This window comes from Pseudomonas sp. KCJK8993 (assembly GCF_046230915.1).
GTDB lineage: Bacteria > Pseudomonadota > Gammaproteobacteria > Pseudomonadales > Pseudomonadaceae > Aquipseudomonas > Aquipseudomonas piscis.
This window is the reverse complement of the sequence record NZ_JBJJLO010000002.1, coordinates 1-16,037: the sequence shown is the minus strand read 5'-3', so window position 1 is coordinate 16,037 and position 16,037 is coordinate 1. Positions and strand designations below refer to the sequence as shown.

Genomic DNA, 16,037 nt, shown 5'->3' with positions numbered 1-16,037 from the left:
GTCCAACCGCGCACGCTGTTTCTCGGCCTCGGGTGCCTTTGCCTGGTGGCCACCTGGCTGTCCCTGGCCCTGGGGCCGGTGAGCCTGCCGCTGTTCGATACCTTGCGTGCGGCCCTGCGGATGCTCGGCCTGCCGATCGACGGGCAGGGCCTGGAGCAGGCGGAGCTGATTCTTGGCCAGATCCGCCTGCCCCGGACCTTGCTCGGCCTGGCGGTCGGAGGTGTCCTGGCCTTGTCCGGCGTGGCCATGCAGGGCCTGTTCCGCAATCCCCTGGCCGACCCCGGGCTGGTGGGCGTCTCCAGCGGCGCGGCGCTGGGCGCGGCCGTCGCCATTGTCGGTGGCTCGATGTTCGGAGGCTTGCCGGAGGTCGTCGGTCCTTATCTCCTGTCGTTGTGTGCCTTCCTTGGCGGCCTGGGGGTGACGGCGCTGGTCTATCGCCTGGGTCGCCGCAATGGCCAGACCCACGTGGCGACCATGCTCCTGGCGGGGATCGCCCTGACCGCCCTGGCCGGTTCCGCGGTGGGGCTGTTCACCTACCTGGCCGATGACGCCACCTTGCGCACCTTGACCTTCTGGAACCTGGGCAGCCTCAACGGTGCCAGCTATCAGCGCCTGTGGCCGTTGTTGCTGGTGACCCTGGCCGTCGCACTGTGGTTGCCGCGCCGGGCCCAGGCCCTGAACGCCCTGTTGCTGGGAGAGTCGGAAGCCAAGCACCTGGGGGTCGATGTCGAAGGGCTCAAGCGTGAGCTGGTGTTCTGCACTGCCCTGGGCGTGGGGGCTGCCGTCGCGGCGGCGGGGATGATCGGTTTCGTCGGCCTGGTGGTGCCGCACCTGGTGCGCCTGCTGGCAGGGCCGGACCATCGGATCTTGCTGCCTGCGTCGATCCTCGCGGGGGCCAGCCTGTTGCTGCTGGCCGATCTGGTCGCGCGCCTGGCATTGGCTCCGGCGGAGCTGCCCATCGGGATTGTCACCGCCTTTCTCGGCGCCCCCTTCTTTCTATATCTGTTGCTGCGAGGGCGCGCCTGATGTTGCGAGCTGAGAACCTGCATATACGGCGCGGCGGCAAGGATGTGCTGGCCGGTATCGACCTGCGGCTGGCGCCCGGTGAAGTGCTGGGAGTGCTGGGGCCCAATGGCGCGGGCAAGAGCAGCCTGCTTGGCGCCTTGAGCGGTGAGCTGGCGCCTCATCAGGGGCGGGTATTGCTGGACGAGCGCGAGCTGGCGCAGTGGGACGGTGTCCAGCGTGCCCGGCGCCTGGCGGTGTTGCCGCAGGCATCGAGCCTGGATTTCGCCTTCCGGGTCGAAGAGGTGGTGGGCCTGGGGCGCCTGCCTCACCAGAGTGGTCTGCTGCGTGACCAGGAGATAGTGACCGCAGCCCTGGAGGCAGCCGATGTCGCGTATCTTGGAGGGCGCAGCTACCTGGCCCTGTCGGGCGGGGAGCGCCAGCGGGTGCACCTGGCCAGGGTCCTGGCGCAATTGTGGCCGGGCGAGCCAGGGCACATCCTGTTGCTCGACGAACCTACCTCGGCCCTCGATCCGTTGCACCAGCACGTCACCTTGCAGGCCATCCGCGCGTTCGCCGATCGTGGCGTGGCGGTGCTGGTCATCCTCCATGACCTGAACCTGGCCGCTCGTTATTGTGACCGGGTGCTGTTGCTCGAAGGTGGACGACCGCATTCCATGGGCGTTCCGGCCGCCGTGCTGCGTGCCGAACCGCTTAAGGCGGTATTTGGCCTGGAGGTGCTGGTGCAGGAGCATCCGGAGCGCGGGCATCCGTTGATCATCGCCCGCTGACGGGCAACCTGGAGGCGTTCCGATGCGTTCGTTGCTACTTCTGCTGGTGTTGTCACTGGCGGGCTGCCAGACCTCGGCCCCGATCCTGTCGCCTCCCGTGGCGACGCCTGTGGGCAGCATCGTCGACCTGCGCAATGGTCGAATACTTGCTCCCGAGGAACTGATGGTGCTGTTGGGCCAGGCACCACGGGTGATCGTCGGCGAGCAGCACGACAACCCCGAGCACCACGCCGTACAGTTGTGGTTGCTGCGTTCGATGGCCGTGCAACGGCCCCAGGGCAGCTTGCTGCTGGAAATGCTCAACCCCGATCAGCAGTCCCGGGTCGATGCCAGCAAGGTGGCGGTTGGAGCAGGGCGTGTGCCCGATGACCTGCCTGCTGCGCTGGCCTGGCAGCCGGGTTGGGACTGGAGCCTCTATGGCCCGTTAGTGGGGTATGCCTTGAAGCAGCCTTATCCGCTGCTCTGCGCCAACCTGGATCGCCAGGAAGTGCGTGAGATCTATGCCAAGGCGCCATCCTTGTCCGGCACCCGGGTCAACGACGATAGGGTAATCACGGCCTTGGCTGCACAGATTCGCGAATCCCATTGCGGTCTGCTGCCACAAAGCCAGGTACCGGCGATGCTGGCCGTACAGCAGCAGCGTGATCGGCGCATGGCCGAGCGCCTGCTGGCGGCACCGGCTCCCGCCTGGTTGTTTGCTGGTGCGTTCCATGCCCGCAAGGATCTGGGCGTGCCCTTGCACTTGGCTGACCTCGGGCATCCGCAGGAAGTGCTGGTGTTGATGCTGGCGGAGCGCGGCAACCCGGTGAGCTTGGCCAACGCCGACCTGGTCTGGTTTACCCCGCCCCGGCTCGAGCGCGATTACTGTGCACCGTTGAGGCGCTGAGCGAAGGCTTTTCGCAGGCAAAAAAAGACCCGGCAGAGCCGGGTCAAATAACCGTGATTAGCCTGATGAGGAGATAATCTGAGAGTCCGAACCACTGGTCTTCCAGGTTATCGACTGATCTCGCGACCAGTTGTGGTAATCATAACGATTCTCATTTCGATGTCAACGTAGTGATTTCCAGTTTTTGCATATTTCGCTAAACGCTCGTTTGAATCGGCCTCTGGGTTCGGGGTTATTCTCGATCGCAGAGTGCCTTGAGCCGGATCACTTCCCGGTTCAATAGATCGATGCGCCCGGCCATGCTTTCGATCAGGCTGTGGGCCACTCGCGGATTGCTCTGGGTCAGGCTGAGGAATTGATCCCTGGGGATCAGCATGACGGTGGTCGGTTCGCTGGCGATCACGCTGGCGCTGCGCTTTTCTCCGGTGAACACCGACATGGCGCCGAAGATCTCGTCCTTGGGCACATCGCCGACCTTGTGTCCGTCGACGAAGGCCTGGGCATGCCCCTCGATTATCACGAAGACATGGTCCGCCTCATCGCCCTGGGCAATCAGCACCTCGCCTTGCTGTACGCGCTTGAAGCCGTTGTGACTGCGCAGTTCCGGCGGTTTCAGGCGGGCAATGGCATCCGAGAGCAGGGCGGTCTGGCCGATCAGGTACTGCAGCAGCAACTCCGAGCGCTGTTCATCGGCATGGATGTGCCGGAACACATCTGCTCTCAGGTACGGAATCAGTTGCAAGGGCGCGTCGCAGCCAAGCCGCCAGCGGGGTTGCTCGAGGCCACGGCGCAGGCCAACCAGGTCGCCTTCGTGCAGGTAGAACAGCGGACGATCCTCGACGCTCGCCTGGATCACGCCACTTTCCAGCAGGTAGATCTGATGGCCGGGCAGGGTACCTGAAAGATCCGCCATGGCCGGTAGCTCCAGTGTCGGGCCGCAGGGCGCCAGGCCTTCGAGCAGTTGCGGCGGAATGTTCTGCAGGCGATTGATCAAGGCATCGGCGTAGGCCGGCTGTTCTCCCAATAGATACATAGAGGTGTGCCAGTCAGTTTTTTTGACGAGTGGAAATGGCATCCAGCTGCTTGTTCAGGGCTTCCTTGCGTTCGGCGGGGAGGTCGTTCCAGTGCATGTCCATCAGTGCGCCCTCAATGGCATAGAGCAAGACCTTCGAGGCGCGAAAACCCCGGGTGCGTACGGCCCGGTATGCGTCCACCGCTCCCAGGCGACGCAGGTCCGAAGCACTATGGATGCCCACTGCATGCAGCCACTGCGCTGATGTCTTGCCGAGGTTCTTCAGGTGTTGCAGTTCATCATTCATCAAGCCTCCTGGCGATGGCCGAATGGTGAATGGGCAGCCTCAAAGGAGTGTAGCGCTCAGCAGAAAACGCGCTGTGCGTTGGTCGGGTTCGACGCAAATGCTTCTAAGGCGGGTCAGTTCATCATTGGAGCGAGGGAGTTCGCGATGCAGTACGGAAGGGGAAGAGCGGGGATGGTCAATGTCCGACGCAGGACGACGCGCCGGACAGGCGGAAGGGAGCTTCAGCGGGTGTTGTAACGCAGGCGGGTGCCGAAATTGACCGACATGAGGATCTCGTCGGCAGTCAGCTCCACGGGGAAATAGGCTCCGGAAATTTGCGCGTGGGCGAGGCTTGCGCCTTCCATCGAGGCGTTTCGAAGATCCAGGCCGCGCAGGTCGGCAGAGCGGAAATAGGCATCGGTGAAGTCGATGCCGGCGGCGTTCAGTTCGCGCAGGTCGAGACCGCGGAAGTCGCCGCCACGCATGTCGATGGATTGATCCTTGGGGCGCTCACGGTTGAAGCCCGTGATGTCGTCTTTGTGCAGCAGAGCATAAAGCGCAGTGTCGAGAAGTTTGGGTTGGCTCATGGCGACGTCACCAGCGATGGATTTATGACGCCAGTATAGTGCCACTGTTTTTCAGCCGTGAAGTCTTTGCCACTTCACGGCTGAAATACTGACTCAGAGGCCCGGCAGGCGCTGGCGAATGTTGGCGACCAGGACGTCCAGGCTACCGCTTTCGTTGGTCTCGACGCGCTTGCTGCGTAGCAGTTCCTCTTCCGTGAGCGCCTCGCGCGTGGCTTGTTGCTCGGCGATGACCGCCAGGGTAGCGTCCGACGGATCGTCCTGGTTGGCCTGACGCTGGGCGAGCCAACTGGCGATGACCGCCTGCGGAGCATTGCAGTCGATGATCAGGCATGGCGTACCGGTGGCTTCGGCAACCTTGGCGGCGGCGTCACGCTGGGCACGCTTGAGGTAGGTGGCGTCGATGACCACCGGGAAGCCGGCACGCAGGACGACCTCGGCGATTTCATGCAGGCGGTCATAGGTCGCGTTGCTGGCTTCGTTGCTATAGATGCCGGCATGCAGGTCGTTGGCTCCCTGCTGCTCGCCGAACAGGCGCTTGCGTTCGACGTCGGAGCGCAGCCGAACGGCGCCCAGGGCATCGACCAGGCGCATCGCCACATGGCTCTTGCCTACTGCCGAGACACCGGAGGTGATGGCCAGGAAACGCGATGGAATGGTGCTATAGCTTTCCGCCAGGTTGGCGTAGTTGCGGTACTGGCGCAGGGTGGTAGCACGCTGCACGGCGGTGGCATCGGCCGGCATGCTGAACAGGCTGACCTTGGCCCGCACCAGGGCGCGGTAGGCCTTGTAGAAATTGAGCAGTTCCAGGCCCTGGTAGTCGCCGGTCAGTTCCAGGTACTGACTGACGAAGCGCCGCGCCAGGCTCTTCAGGCCACGGTCTTCCAGGTCCATGGCCAGGAAGCCGGTATCGGCGTACACATCGGTGAAACGGAAAGGCTCGTTGAATTCGATGCAGTCGAAGATCACCACGTCACCCTCGATGAGGGTGGCATTGCCCAGGTGGATGTCGCCGTGGCATTCACGAATGAAACCGTCTTTCTTGCGCTGGGCCAGCAGGTGCTTGAGGCGTTCGAAGCTGGTTTCGGCCCAGGCTTGCAGGGCCTCGAGTTGCTGCAGATCGGCCTTTTCGCTGAGGAATGGACGGATCTGCTCGAAGTTCTGGCGCACTGGCGCCATCACGCTGTCCGGGGTTCCGGCCTCATGATCGGCGGGAACCTTGGGAGCGCTGAGGTGGAATTGAGCGATCTGCCGGGCCATTTGGTCAATGTGCGCGGTGGTGAGTTCACCGTTGGCTTGCAGGGTGCTCAACAACTGGCTCTGGGGGAACTGGCGCATTTTCAGCACATAGTCGACCACTGGGCCGCTACCGCCCAGTTCCGGGGTCTCGGCGCTGCCAGTAATCGGCAGGACTTCCAGGTACAGATCCTGGGTCAGGCGCTGGTTCAGGCGCAGCTCCTCGCCGCAGAAATGCTCGCGTGCTTCCAGGCTGGTGAAGTCCAGGAAACCGAAGTTGACCGGCTTCTTCACTTTATAGGCAAAGGGACCGGTGAGGATAACCCAGGAAATATGGGTTTCGATGACCTGGAATCCGTCTACCGGATGCGGGTACAGAGCTGGGTTTTGCAAAGCGGCGATCAGTGACTGGCTCACAGGCGGTCCTTCAGGGTCGGAAAATCGAGGGCGTCATTATGGCCGCTGCGGGCGTCATGGCAAACCTCGGCTGGCGCATGTTGATGATGAATCAAAGTGCGTATAATCCGCCGCCATGACTCGTACCCGATCCCCCCGTTCTGCAAAAAAAAACACCTCTGGCGGCCTGCGGCCCTGGCTGGGCTGGGCGCTCAAGCTCAGCCTGGTGGGCCTGGTGGTGCTCGCCGGCTTTGCCGTCTACCTCGACGCCGTGGTCCAGGAGAAGTTTTCCGGCAAGCGCTGGACCATCCCGGCCAAGGTCTATGCGCGTCCGCTGGAGCTGTTCGTCGGACAGAAGCTCAGCAAGGACGATTTCCTCACGGAACTCGACGCCCTGGGCTATCGCCGTGAAAGCGTTGCCAATGGCCCCGGCGCGGCTTCGGTCAGCGGCAATACCGTTGACTTGAATACCCGGGGCTTCCAGTTCTATGAAGGACTGGAGCAGGCGCAGCCGGTGCGCGTACGTTTCTCTGGCGATTATGTGGCCGAACTGTCCGGGAGCAAGGGCGCGAAGCTGGCGGTGGTGCGTCTCGAGCCGCTGTTGATTGGCGGCCTGTATCCCAAGAACCTCGAAGACCGGATCCTGATCAAGATCGACCAGGTTCCGCCGTACTTGCTGGAAACCCTGGTGACCGTCGAGGACCGGGACTTCTACTCGCACTTCGGGGTTTCGCCCAAGTCCATCGCCCGGGCGGTCTGGGTCAACACTTCGTCGGGCCAGATGCGCCAGGGCGGTAGTACCCTGACCCAGCAATTGGTGAAGAACTTCTTCCTGACCAACGAGCGCAGCCTGTCGCGCAAGCTCACCGAGGCGATGATGGCCTTGTTGCTGGAACTGCATTACGACAAGCGCGAGATCCTCGAGGCCTACCTCAACGAAGTGTTCGTCGGCCAGGATGGCCAGCGCGCGGTGCATGGTTTCGGCCTGGCCAGCCAGTTCTTCTTCAGCCAGCCGCTGTCCGAGCTCAAGCTGCATCAAGTGGCGCTGTTGGTGGGCATGGTCAAGGGGCCTTCCTATTACAACCCGCGGCGTTACCCGGAACGTGCCCTGGAGCGGCGCAACCTGGTGCTCGATCTGCTGGCCCAACAGGGCGTCGCTACGCCAGAGCAGGTCGAGGCCGCGAAGAAGATGCCCCTCGGCGTGACCAAGCGTGGCAGCCTGGCAGACAGCTCGTTCCCCGGTTTCCTTGATTTGGTCAAGCGCCAACTGCGCGAAGACTATCGTGACGAAGACTTGACCGAGGAAGGACTACGGATCTTCACCAGCTTCGATCCGATCTTGCAGATGAAGGCCGAGGCGTCCGTCAACGACACCTTCAAGCGCCTGGCCGGACGCAAGGGTTCGGATGAGGTCGAGGCGGCGATGGTGGTGACCAACCCGGAAACCGGTGAAGTTCAGGCGATGATCGGTAGTCGCCAGGCCGGCTTCGCCGGGTTCAACCGAGCCCTGGATGCCGTGCGTCCGATCGGTTCGCTGATCAAGCCGGCGGTCTATCTCACGGCCCTGGAGAAACCCAGCCAATACACGCTGACCAGCTGGCTTTCGGATGAGGCCTTCTCGGTCAAGGGCGCGGATGGCCAGGTATGGAAGCCACAGAACTATGATCGCCGCAGCCATGGCACGGTCTTCCTGTACCAGGGGCTGGCGCATTCCTACAACCTTTCCACGGCCCGGCTCGGCCTGGAAGTGGGCGTGCCGAATGTCTTGAAGACGCTCGGGCGCCTGGGGGTAACCCGGGAGTTCCCGGCATTCCCATCCATGCTGCTGGGCGCGGGGGGCATGAGCCCGATGGAAGTGGCCACCATGTACCAGACCCTGGCCAATGGCGGTTTCAATACGCCGATGCGCGGGATCCGCAGCGTGCTGACCGCTGAGGGCGAGCCGCTCAAGCGTTATCCGTTCCAGATCCAACAGCGTTTCGATGCGGGCTCGATCTACCTGATCCAGAGCGCCATGCAGCGAGTGATGCGCGAGGGTACCGGGCGTTCGGTGTACAGCGTGCTGCCCAGCAGCCTGACGCTCGCCGGCAAGACCGGTACCAGTAACGATTCCCGCGACAGCTGGTTCGCCGGGTTCAGCCAGGACCTGCTGGCGGTGATCTGGCTCGGCCGCGACGACAACGGCAAGACGCCGTTCACGGGAGCCACCGGCGCCCTGCAGGTCTGGACCAGTTTCATGCGCAAGGCCGATCCGCTGCCGCTGGACATGCCGCAACCGGACAACGTGGTCCGGGCCTGGGTCGATTCACGCACCGGACAGGGCTCCGATGCCAACTGTCCGGGGGCTGTGCAGATGCCGTATATTCGCGGCAGCGAACCGCCTCCCGGCGCTTCCTGCGGTGGCGAAAGCCCGGCAGGTGGCGAGTCGGTGATGGATTGGGTCAAGGGCTGGATGAACTAAGCGATGAGGATTTGACGTGAACAAGTGGTGGGTTCCAGCTATTACAGCTCTGGCGTTGCTCAATGGTTGTGCCAGCGTGCAGCGCGGCTCCATTCCCGTCGTGGACTCGGGTACCGCAGTGTCCAACAATGAGCGGATTTCCGCTTCCGGAGGCTTCCGCCAGACGACGATCAAGCGTCCAGCGCAGGCCCAAGCCCAGACCATTCCCCAGGATTCGGGCGTGGTGGTCATGGTGCCGGGTGGTGGCGCGACCACTTCGACCCCGATCAGCACTTCGCCAATCACCCCGGGCCCGGTTTCTTCCGGCCCCATTACGCCTGGGCCTGTGGATGGTTCGAGTTACCAGCCGGCACCGAGCAACCAGGGCAGCTACGACATGCCAGCCGCTCCAAGTGGCATGCCTTCGGCCCGTTCCGGTGGCCTGTCGGCGGACGAGCAACTGGATGGACCGGTACTGGCTTTGCTTACGACCGCTCAGCAGCAACAGTCCAGTGGCGACCTGAACGGCGCTTCTTCCAGTCTCGAGCGCGCTCAGCGAGTCGCTCCCCGGGAGCCGCAAGTGCTGTATCGCCTGGCCCAGGTGCGCATGGCCCAGGGCGATGCCCCGCAAGCCGAACAGTTCGCCCGCCGCGGCCTGAGCTTCGCCAATGGCCGTCCTGACCTGCAGGCCAGCCTGTGGGAATTGATCGCCCAGGCGCGCGAAAAGCAGGGGGATGCCGCGGGTGCTGCCCAGGCTCGCCAGAAGGCTCGGGTGTCGCTGTGATGGACGTACGTTTTCCCCAAATCGCCGAACAGTTGCTGCTGATCGAGCGTGAACTGCGGCTTCAGGGGCTATGGGGCGATGTGTCTCCCAGCGCCGAAGCCCTGGCCAGCACCCAGCCGTTCGCCGTGGATACGCTGGAGTTCGAGCAGTGGCTGCAATGGATCTTCCTGCCGCGCATGAAGATGATCCTGGAACAGGACCTGCCGCTGCCCAATGCTTCCGGGATCCAGGAGATGGCCGAGATGGTGTTCTCCAATCGCTCGATGCAAGGGCGTGATCTGCAGTTGCAAGTGCTGCTCAAAGAGTTCGATCAACTGATCGCCGCCACCCGCTGAAACAAGGCTGCCAGGAACCTCCTCGCAGCCTCTAGCCCGCCGCTTCTGCGTGCATTCCCGTGCCGGGTCGACCCATGATTGGGTCGCTTGCTCCCGATCTCTGTTCCTGCCGTAGCCAAAGCCTCTGCCTAGTCCGACTTGGATGGTGCTCGAACGGCAAAGTCAAGGTTCGTATTTCTGAGATTCTTGCGGAAAAACGCGCAATTGGAGCGTAAATTTACCCTGGTTTTGGGCTATTTATTGCGTTTTAGTGAGCGTAGTTCGAATTAGCTATATAGACAGCTTGACTTGCCGAGGGCGAAACAGAAGAATCCAAAGTCCGCTGTAGAGGGACTGCCAGAAGCAGACCCGCTCAGCAGATCATGAGGTGCACATCCGCGCCGAAGTGCTACACCCGCAACGCGTTACCTCGCGCTGGGTGGGAAAACCCCGCAACACTTTGGGGCATTCCCAATGCTTGCTCAGTCAGTGCTGACGTAGTCGGCGACCACCGTCGCTCATGCTCTGCTGAGAAGTAAACCTATTAAGACCCGCTCCCTTTTGAGGGCGGTATTCTGGCGTTTTAGAGGTGAACAACGTGGAGCTTTTATCTGGCGGTGAGATGCTCGTCCGCTTCTTGCGTGACGAAGGCGTCAAATATATCTACGGGTACCCAGGTGGTGCTCTCCTTCATGTTTACGATGCCCTGTTTAAGGAACCGGAAGTTACCCACATCCTGGTTCGTCACGAACAAGCGGCTACCCATATGGCTGACGGTTACGCCCGTGCCACCGGCAAGGCCGGTGTGGTACTGGTGACGTCCGGCCCGGGCGCGACCAATGCCATCACCGGTATTGCCACCGCCTACATGGACTCGATTCCGATGGTGGTCATTTCTGGCCAGGTGCCTAGCACCATGGTCGGTACCGACGCGTTCCAGGAAACCGACATGATCGGTATCTCCCGGCCGATCGTGAAGCACAGCTTCATGATCAAGCACGCTTCGGAAATTCCGGAAGTCATGAAGAAGGCCTTCTATCTGGCGCAATCGGGTCGTCCTGGCCCGGTGGTGGTCGATATCCCCAAGGACATGACCAACCCGGCTGAAAAGTTCGAATACGTTTTTCCCAAGAAGGCCAAGCTGCGCTCCTACAGCCCAGCCGTTCGTGGTCACTCCGGACAGATTCGCAAGGCGGCGGAGATGCTCCTGTCGGCCAAGCGTCCCGTGCTGTATTCCGGCGGTGGCGTGATTCTCGGCGGTGGTTCCGCCGCGTTGACCGAACTGGCCAAGATGCTCAACCTGCCCGTGACCAACACCTTGATGGGCCTGGGTGCCTATCCGGGGACCGATCGGCAGTTCGTCGGCATGCTCGGCATGCATGGCAGCTATACCGCCAACCTGGCCATGCATCATGCCGATGTGATCCTGGCCGTGGGCGCGCGCTTCGACGACCGGGTCATCAACGGTGCGCCGAAGTTCTGCCCGAACGCCAAGATCATCCATGTCGATATCGACCCGGCTTCGATTTCCAAGACCATCAAGGCCGACGTGCCGATCGTGGGACCAGTGGAGAGCGTCCTGACCGAAATGGTCGCGGCCCTCAAGGAAATCGGCGATACCCCGAACAAGGATACGGTCGCCAGTTGGTGGAAGCAGATCGACGAGTGGCGCGGTGATCGCGGCCTGTTCCCTTACGACAAGGGCGACGGCAGCATCATCAAGCCACAGACCGTGATCGAGACCCTCTGCGAAGTGACCAAGGGCGACGCCTTTGTGACCTCCGACGTGGGCCAGCACCAGATGTTCGCGGCGCAGTACTACAAGTTCAACAAACCCAACCGCTGGATCAACTCCGGTGGCCTGGGCACCATGGGCTTCGGTTTCCCGGCGGCCATGGGGGTCAAGTTGAGCTTCCCTGATCATGATGTCGCCTGCGTCACGGGTGAAGGCAGTATCCAGATGAATATCCAGGAGCTGTCCACCTGCCTGCAGTACGACCTGCCAGTCAAGATCGTCAACCTGAACAACGGCGTGCTGGGTATGGTTCGCCAATGGCAGGACATGAGCTATGGCAGCCGTCATTCGCACTCCTACATGGAATCGCTGCCTGATTTCGTCCGATTGGTCGAGGCCTACGGTCATGTGGGTATCCGCATCACCGACCTGAAGGACTTGAAGCCGAAGATGGAGGAAGCGTTCGCCATGAAGGATCGCCTGGTGTTCCTCGATATCCAGGTCGATACCAGCGAGCACGTCTATCCGATGCAGATCAAAGACGGCTCCATGCGCGATATGTGGCTGAGCAAGACGGAGCGTACTTAATATGCGGCACATCATCTCCTTGCTTCTGGAAAACGAACCGGGCGCCCTGTCTCGTGTTGTCGGCCTGTTCTCGCAGCGCAACTACAACATCGAAAGCCTGACTGTGGCGCCGACCGAAGACCCGACCTTGTCGCGTTTGACCCTGACTACCGTCGGTCATGACGAGATCATCGAGCAGATCACCAAGAACCTGAACAAGCTGGTCGAGGTGGTCAAGTTGGTGGATCTGTCGGAAAGTGCCCACATCGAGCGTGAGCTGATGTTGGTCAAGATCAAGGCGACCGGTGCCCAGCGCGCCGAGGTCAAGCGCACCACCGATATCTACCGTGGGCAGATCGTTGATGTCAGCGCTAGCGTGTATACCGTTCAACTGACTGGTACCAGCGACAAGCTCGACAGCTTCATTCAATCGATCGGTACCGCATCGATTCTGGAAACCGTACGCAGTGGCGTCACCGGGATTGCCCGTGGCGACAAAGTACTGAGCATCTAATTCAAATTAGCGAATGGCCGGAACGGCCTGACATAGGGGAAGTTCATGAAAGTTTTCTACGATAAAGACTGCGACCTGTCGATCATCCAGGGCAAGAAGGTTGCCATCATCGGTTACGGTTCCCAGGGTCACGCTCAAGCTTGCAACCTGAAAGACTCCGGCGTCGACGTGACCGTCGGCCTGCGTAAAGGCTCGGCCACCGTTGCCAAGGCCGAAGCCCATGGCTTGAAAGTTGCCGACGTGGCTACTGCGGTCGCCGCTGCCGACCTGGTCATGATCCTGACTCCGGACGAGTTCCAGGGCGCCCTGTACAAGAACGAAATCGAGCCGAACATCAAGAAAGGCGCCACCCTGGCCTTTTCCCACGGTTTTTCGATCCACTACAACCAGGTTGTTCCTCGTGCCGACCTGGACGTGATCATGATCGCGCCGAAGGCCCCGGGCCATACCGTGCGCTCCGAGTTCGTCAAGGGCGGTGGTATTCCTGACCTGATCGCCATCTATCAGGATGCCTCGGGTAATGCCAAGAACGTCGCCCTGTCCTATGCCGCAGGTGTAGGTGGTGGCCGTACCGGCATCATCGAAACCACCTTCAAGGACGAGACCGAAACCGACCTGTTCGGCGAGCAAGCCGTTCTGTGTGGCGGTACCGTGGAGCTGGTCAAGGCCGGTTTCGAAACCCTGGTCGAAGCTGGCTATGCACCGGAGATGGCCTACTTCGAATGCCTGCACGAGCTGAAGCTGATCGTTGACCTCATGTACGAAGGCGGTATCGCCAACATGAACTACTCGATCTCCAACAACGCCGAGTACGGTGAATACGTGACAGGTCCAGAGGTTATCAACGCTGAGTCCCGCCAGGCCATGCGCAACGCTCTGAAGCGCATCCAGGACGGCGAATACGCGAAGATGTTCATCAGCGAAGGCGCCACCGGTTACCCATCCATGACCGCCAAGCGTCGTAACAACGCTGCTCACGGTATCGAGATCATCGGCGAGCAACTGCGTTCGATGATGCCGTGGATCTCTGCCAACAAGATCGTCGACAAAACCAAGAACTAAGTTCGAGTCTTGTCAGGGAAAACGCGGCTTAGGCCGCGTTTTTTCGTTTGCGGGGATAGGTTCTGGTATAAAGCAGGCTCCTTTGTGGCCAAACCGTGGCCCAGGGCATCTGTCGAAACTTTTCACACCGTTGCAAGGTAATGTCCATGAGCGAACGTCCCGAAGAGCCAAACCAGGCCTCTGACGCCGAAAGCCTGCTACCGATCGATGAGCATGTCGAAGAAGGGCATGACGCTGAAGGCCGTAAAGTCCGGCATCGTGGTATCTATCTTCTGCCTAATCTGTTCACCACTGCGAACCTGTTCGCGGGGTTCTATTCCATCATCAGTTCCATGAGTGCTCAGAGTGCCTTGAGTGCCGGGGACGCTGCCGGGGCGAGCAAGTATTTCGCTTTTGCCGCCATCGCGATTTTCGTTGCCATGGTGCTTGATGGCCTGGATGGCCGCGTAGCCCGGATGACCAATACTCAGAGTGCGTTCGGGGCCGAGTACGATTCCTTGTCGGACATGGTGGCGTTCGGTGTTGCCCCGGCATTGCTGGCCTTTGGCTGGGCATTGGGTGACATGGGCAAGGTTGGCTGGATGGTCGCCTTCATCTATGTAGCCGGTGCTGCGCTACGCCTGGCACGTTTCAATACTCAAGTGGGGACTGCCGACAAGCGTTACTTCATCGGCCTGGCCAGTCCGGCGGCGGCGGGTGTGGTGGCAGGCATCGTCTGGGCCTTCAGCGACTACGGCATCCAGGGGTCGAAGATGTCGTTCCTGGTGGCCCTGATGGTGGCGGCCGCCGGCATGCTGATGGTCAGCAACATCAAGTACAACAGTTTCAAGGATCTCGACCTCAAAGGGCGGGTGCCGTTCGTGGCCATCCTGGCCGTGGTCTTGGTCTTCGCGGTGGTGTTCAGCGATCCGCCCCGGGTGCTGCTGCTGGTGTTCCTGGCCTATGCGGCTTCCGGTCCGATCCAGTACCTGCTGCATCTTCGTCGACGCAATCACATCGAGTGATGTAATTTCCCCCATACTCCGCAGTCTATTGGTGCATCTGTCCTCCAATACTGCGGAGTTGCCATGCTGCTCAAGTTCCCCAAGTCTTCCGACTGCAAAGCATCGGAGATCACTCCCGAATCCTTTTACCTGTCGCGTCGGGCCCTGCTGGGTGGCACCGTTGCGGGCTTTGTCGCGGCTGCGTTGCCTCGTTGGGGCAAGGCGGAGGAGGCGGGGCGCTATGCCGATGTGGACCCGGGACGGACTTCTTCCTGGTTCACGGAAAAATTGCCGACCACCCGCTGGCAAGCGGTGGTTGCCCGGGGGGAGGCGATCACTCCCTTCAAGGATGCGACCCACTACAACAACTTCTACGAATTCGGTACTGATAAAGGTGATCCCGCTGCCAATGCGGGAGCTCTGAAGACTGAGCCGTGGAGCGTGGTAGTGGATGGCGAGGTGGCCAAGCCGGGTCGTTACGCGCTCGAGGACTTCATCAAGCCTTACCAGTTGGAGGAGCGTATCTATCGACTGCGTTGTGTCGAGGCCTGGTCGATGGTGATCCCCTGGATCGGCTTTCCCGTTTCTGCGCTGCTCCAGCAGGTCGAGCCCACCAGCAAGGCCAAGTTCATTCGCTTTGAAACCTTGCGCGACCCCGAGCACATGCCGGGGCAGCGCTCCGGGTTCGCCTTGATCGATTGGCCTTATGTCGAAGGATTGCGACTCGATGAGGCGATGAACCCGCTGGCGATCCTGGCAGTGGGCATGTATGGACGGGAGTTGCCGAACCAAAACGGAGCGCCGCTACGGTTGGTGGTGCCCTGGAAGTATGGTTTCAAGAGCGTGAAGTCCATTGTGCGCATCAGTTTGGTCAGTGAGCAGCCCAAGACGACTTGGCAGAGTATCGCTGCCAATGAATACGGCTTTTATGCAAATGTGAATCCCACGGTCGACCATCCCCGTTGGACCCAGGCGCGGGAGCGGCGCCTGCCCAGCGGGCTATTCAGTCCGAATGTCCGCGAGACGCAGATGTTCAATGGCTATGGAGAAGAGGTCGCTTATTTATATAGCGGCATGGATCTGGGGAAGGATTACTGATGCGTCATTCGTTCTGGCGCATCGGCGTCTTCATTGCTGGCGCGATATGGCCCTTGTATTGGTTGTATGAGGCTTGGGCTTCGCTGTTGGGTCCCGACCCAGGCAAGGTCCTGGTCGATCGGCTGGGGGTGGGAGCCCTGGTGTTTCTGTTGCTCACGTTGAGCATGACGCCGTTGCAGAAGCTGACAGGTTGGTCGGGGTGGATAACTGTGCGACGGCAGTTGGGATTATGGTGCTTTGCTTATGTGGTGCTGCATTTGACTGCCTATGGCGTTTTCATACTGGGGTTGGACTGGTCGCAACTTGGCGTGGAGCTGCGCAAGCGGCCTTATATTCTTGTGGGTAGT

General features: G+C 61.1%; 16 protein-coding genes. 12 read left to right on the top strand and 4 right to left on the bottom strand.

Going from position 1 to position 16,037, the window contains the following annotated elements; all coding sequences use genetic code 11:
* Positions 1 to 42 precede the first annotated feature (42 nt).
* The 3 genes from ACK6AU_RS01120 to ACK6AU_RS01110 are packed head-to-tail and all read left to right on the top strand — an operon-like array spanning position 43 to position 2,679.
* Entirely contained in the window at positions 43 to 1,026 is a 984-nt protein-coding gene (locus tag ACK6AU_RS01120; protein WP_409297432.1) for a FecCD family ABC transporter permease, read from the top strand.
* Positions 1,026 to 1,793: a heme ABC transporter ATP-binding protein gene (locus ACK6AU_RS01115; protein ID WP_409297302.1), complete on the top strand. Its 768-nt coding sequence runs from the start codon at positions 1,026 to 1,028 to the stop codon at positions 1,791 to 1,793. The genes ACK6AU_RS01120 and ACK6AU_RS01115 overlap by 1 nt, the downstream gene beginning before the upstream one ends.
* A 22-nt stretch (positions 1,794 to 1,815) precedes the next feature.
* Positions 1,816 to 2,679 (top strand): ChaN family lipoprotein, encoded by an 864-nt coding sequence (locus ACK6AU_RS01110; RefSeq protein WP_409297300.1) that lies wholly within the window; start codon positions 1,816 to 1,818, stop codon positions 2,677 to 2,679.
* 232 nt (positions 2,680 to 2,911) lie between these two features.
* Here the strand turns inward: ACK6AU_RS01110 and ACK6AU_RS01105 are convergent, their stop codons facing one another.
* The 4 genes from ACK6AU_RS01105 to ACK6AU_RS01090 form a co-directional block, all read right to left on the bottom strand.
* On the bottom strand, positions 2,912 to 3,712 hold the full coding sequence (locus ACK6AU_RS01105) for a Crp/Fnr family transcriptional regulator (protein ID WP_409297298.1): 801 nt from the start codon (positions 3,710 to 3,712) through the stop codon (positions 2,912 to 2,914).
* Positions 3,713 to 3,725: 13 nt separating this feature from the next.
* Positions 3,726 to 3,998, bottom strand: coding sequence for a TfoX/Sxy family protein (locus ACK6AU_RS01100; RefSeq protein ID WP_022641008.1), 273 nt, complete (start codon positions 3,996 to 3,998; stop codon positions 3,726 to 3,728).
* Positions 3,999 to 4,219: 221 nt separating this feature from the next.
* On the bottom strand, positions 4,220 to 4,564 hold the full coding sequence (locus tag ACK6AU_RS01095; protein ID WP_185701814.1) for a pentapeptide repeat-containing protein: 345 nt from the start codon (positions 4,562 to 4,564) through the stop codon (positions 4,220 to 4,222).
* A gap of 93 nt (positions 4,565 to 4,657) precedes the next feature.
* Positions 4,658 to 6,214 (bottom strand): AAA family ATPase, encoded by a 1,557-nt coding sequence (locus ACK6AU_RS01090; protein WP_409297296.1) that lies wholly within the window; start codon positions 6,212 to 6,214, stop codon positions 4,658 to 4,660.
* Positions 6,215 to 6,329: 115 nt separating this feature from the next.
* Between ACK6AU_RS01090 and mrcB the strand changes: the two genes are divergently transcribed.
* The 9 genes from mrcB to ACK6AU_RS01045 form a co-directional block, all read left to right on the top strand.
* Positions 6,330 to 8,654 carry a penicillin-binding protein 1B gene (mrcB, locus tag ACK6AU_RS01085; protein WP_409297294.1) on the top strand — a complete coding sequence of 775 codons (2,325 nt, stop codon included), beginning with the start codon at positions 6,330 to 6,332 and terminating at the stop codon, positions 8,652 to 8,654.
* Between the two features lie 16 nt (positions 8,655 to 8,670).
* On the top strand, positions 8,671 to 9,417 hold the full coding sequence (locus ACK6AU_RS01080; RefSeq protein ID WP_185701817.1) for a M48 family metallopeptidase: 747 nt from the start codon (positions 8,671 to 8,673) through the stop codon (positions 9,415 to 9,417).
* Entirely contained in the window at positions 9,417 to 9,752 is a 336-nt protein-coding gene (locus tag ACK6AU_RS01075; RefSeq protein ID WP_185701818.1) for a YqcC family protein, read from the top strand. The genes ACK6AU_RS01080 and ACK6AU_RS01075 overlap by 1 nt, the downstream gene beginning before the upstream one ends.
* A 577-nt stretch (positions 9,753 to 10,329) precedes the next feature.
* On the top strand, positions 10,330 to 12,054 hold the full coding sequence (locus ACK6AU_RS01070) for an acetolactate synthase 3 large subunit (protein WP_185701819.1): 1,725 nt from the start codon (positions 10,330 to 10,332) through the stop codon (positions 12,052 to 12,054).
* 1 nt (position 12,055) lies between these two features.
* Positions 12,056 to 12,547 carry an acetolactate synthase small subunit gene (ilvN, locus tag ACK6AU_RS01065; RefSeq protein WP_011063488.1) on the top strand — a complete coding sequence of 164 codons (492 nt, stop codon included), beginning with the start codon at positions 12,056 to 12,058 and terminating at the stop codon, positions 12,545 to 12,547.
* 45 nt (positions 12,548 to 12,592) lie between these two features.
* A complete protein-coding gene (gene ilvC / locus ACK6AU_RS01060; RefSeq protein ID WP_022641000.1) occupies positions 12,593 to 13,609 on the top strand; it encodes a ketol-acid reductoisomerase in 1,017 nt (338 codons plus the stop codon).
* Positions 13,610 to 13,755: 146 nt separating this feature from the next.
* Positions 13,756 to 14,613 (top strand): CDP-diacylglycerol--serine O-phosphatidyltransferase, encoded by an 858-nt coding sequence (pssA, locus tag ACK6AU_RS01055; protein ID WP_053138721.1) that lies wholly within the window; start codon positions 13,756 to 13,758, stop codon positions 14,611 to 14,613.
* Positions 14,614 to 14,676: 63 nt separating this feature from the next.
* Positions 14,677 to 15,690: a protein-methionine-sulfoxide reductase catalytic subunit MsrP gene (gene msrP, locus ACK6AU_RS01050; protein WP_409297290.1), complete on the top strand. Its 1,014-nt coding sequence runs from the start codon at positions 14,677 to 14,679 to the stop codon at positions 15,688 to 15,690.
* The coding region (locus ACK6AU_RS01045) for a ferric reductase-like transmembrane domain-containing protein (RefSeq protein ID WP_409297288.1) at positions 15,690 to 16,037 on the top strand (348 nt) is incomplete at its 3' end. The genes msrP and ACK6AU_RS01045, both read left to right, overlap by 1 nt.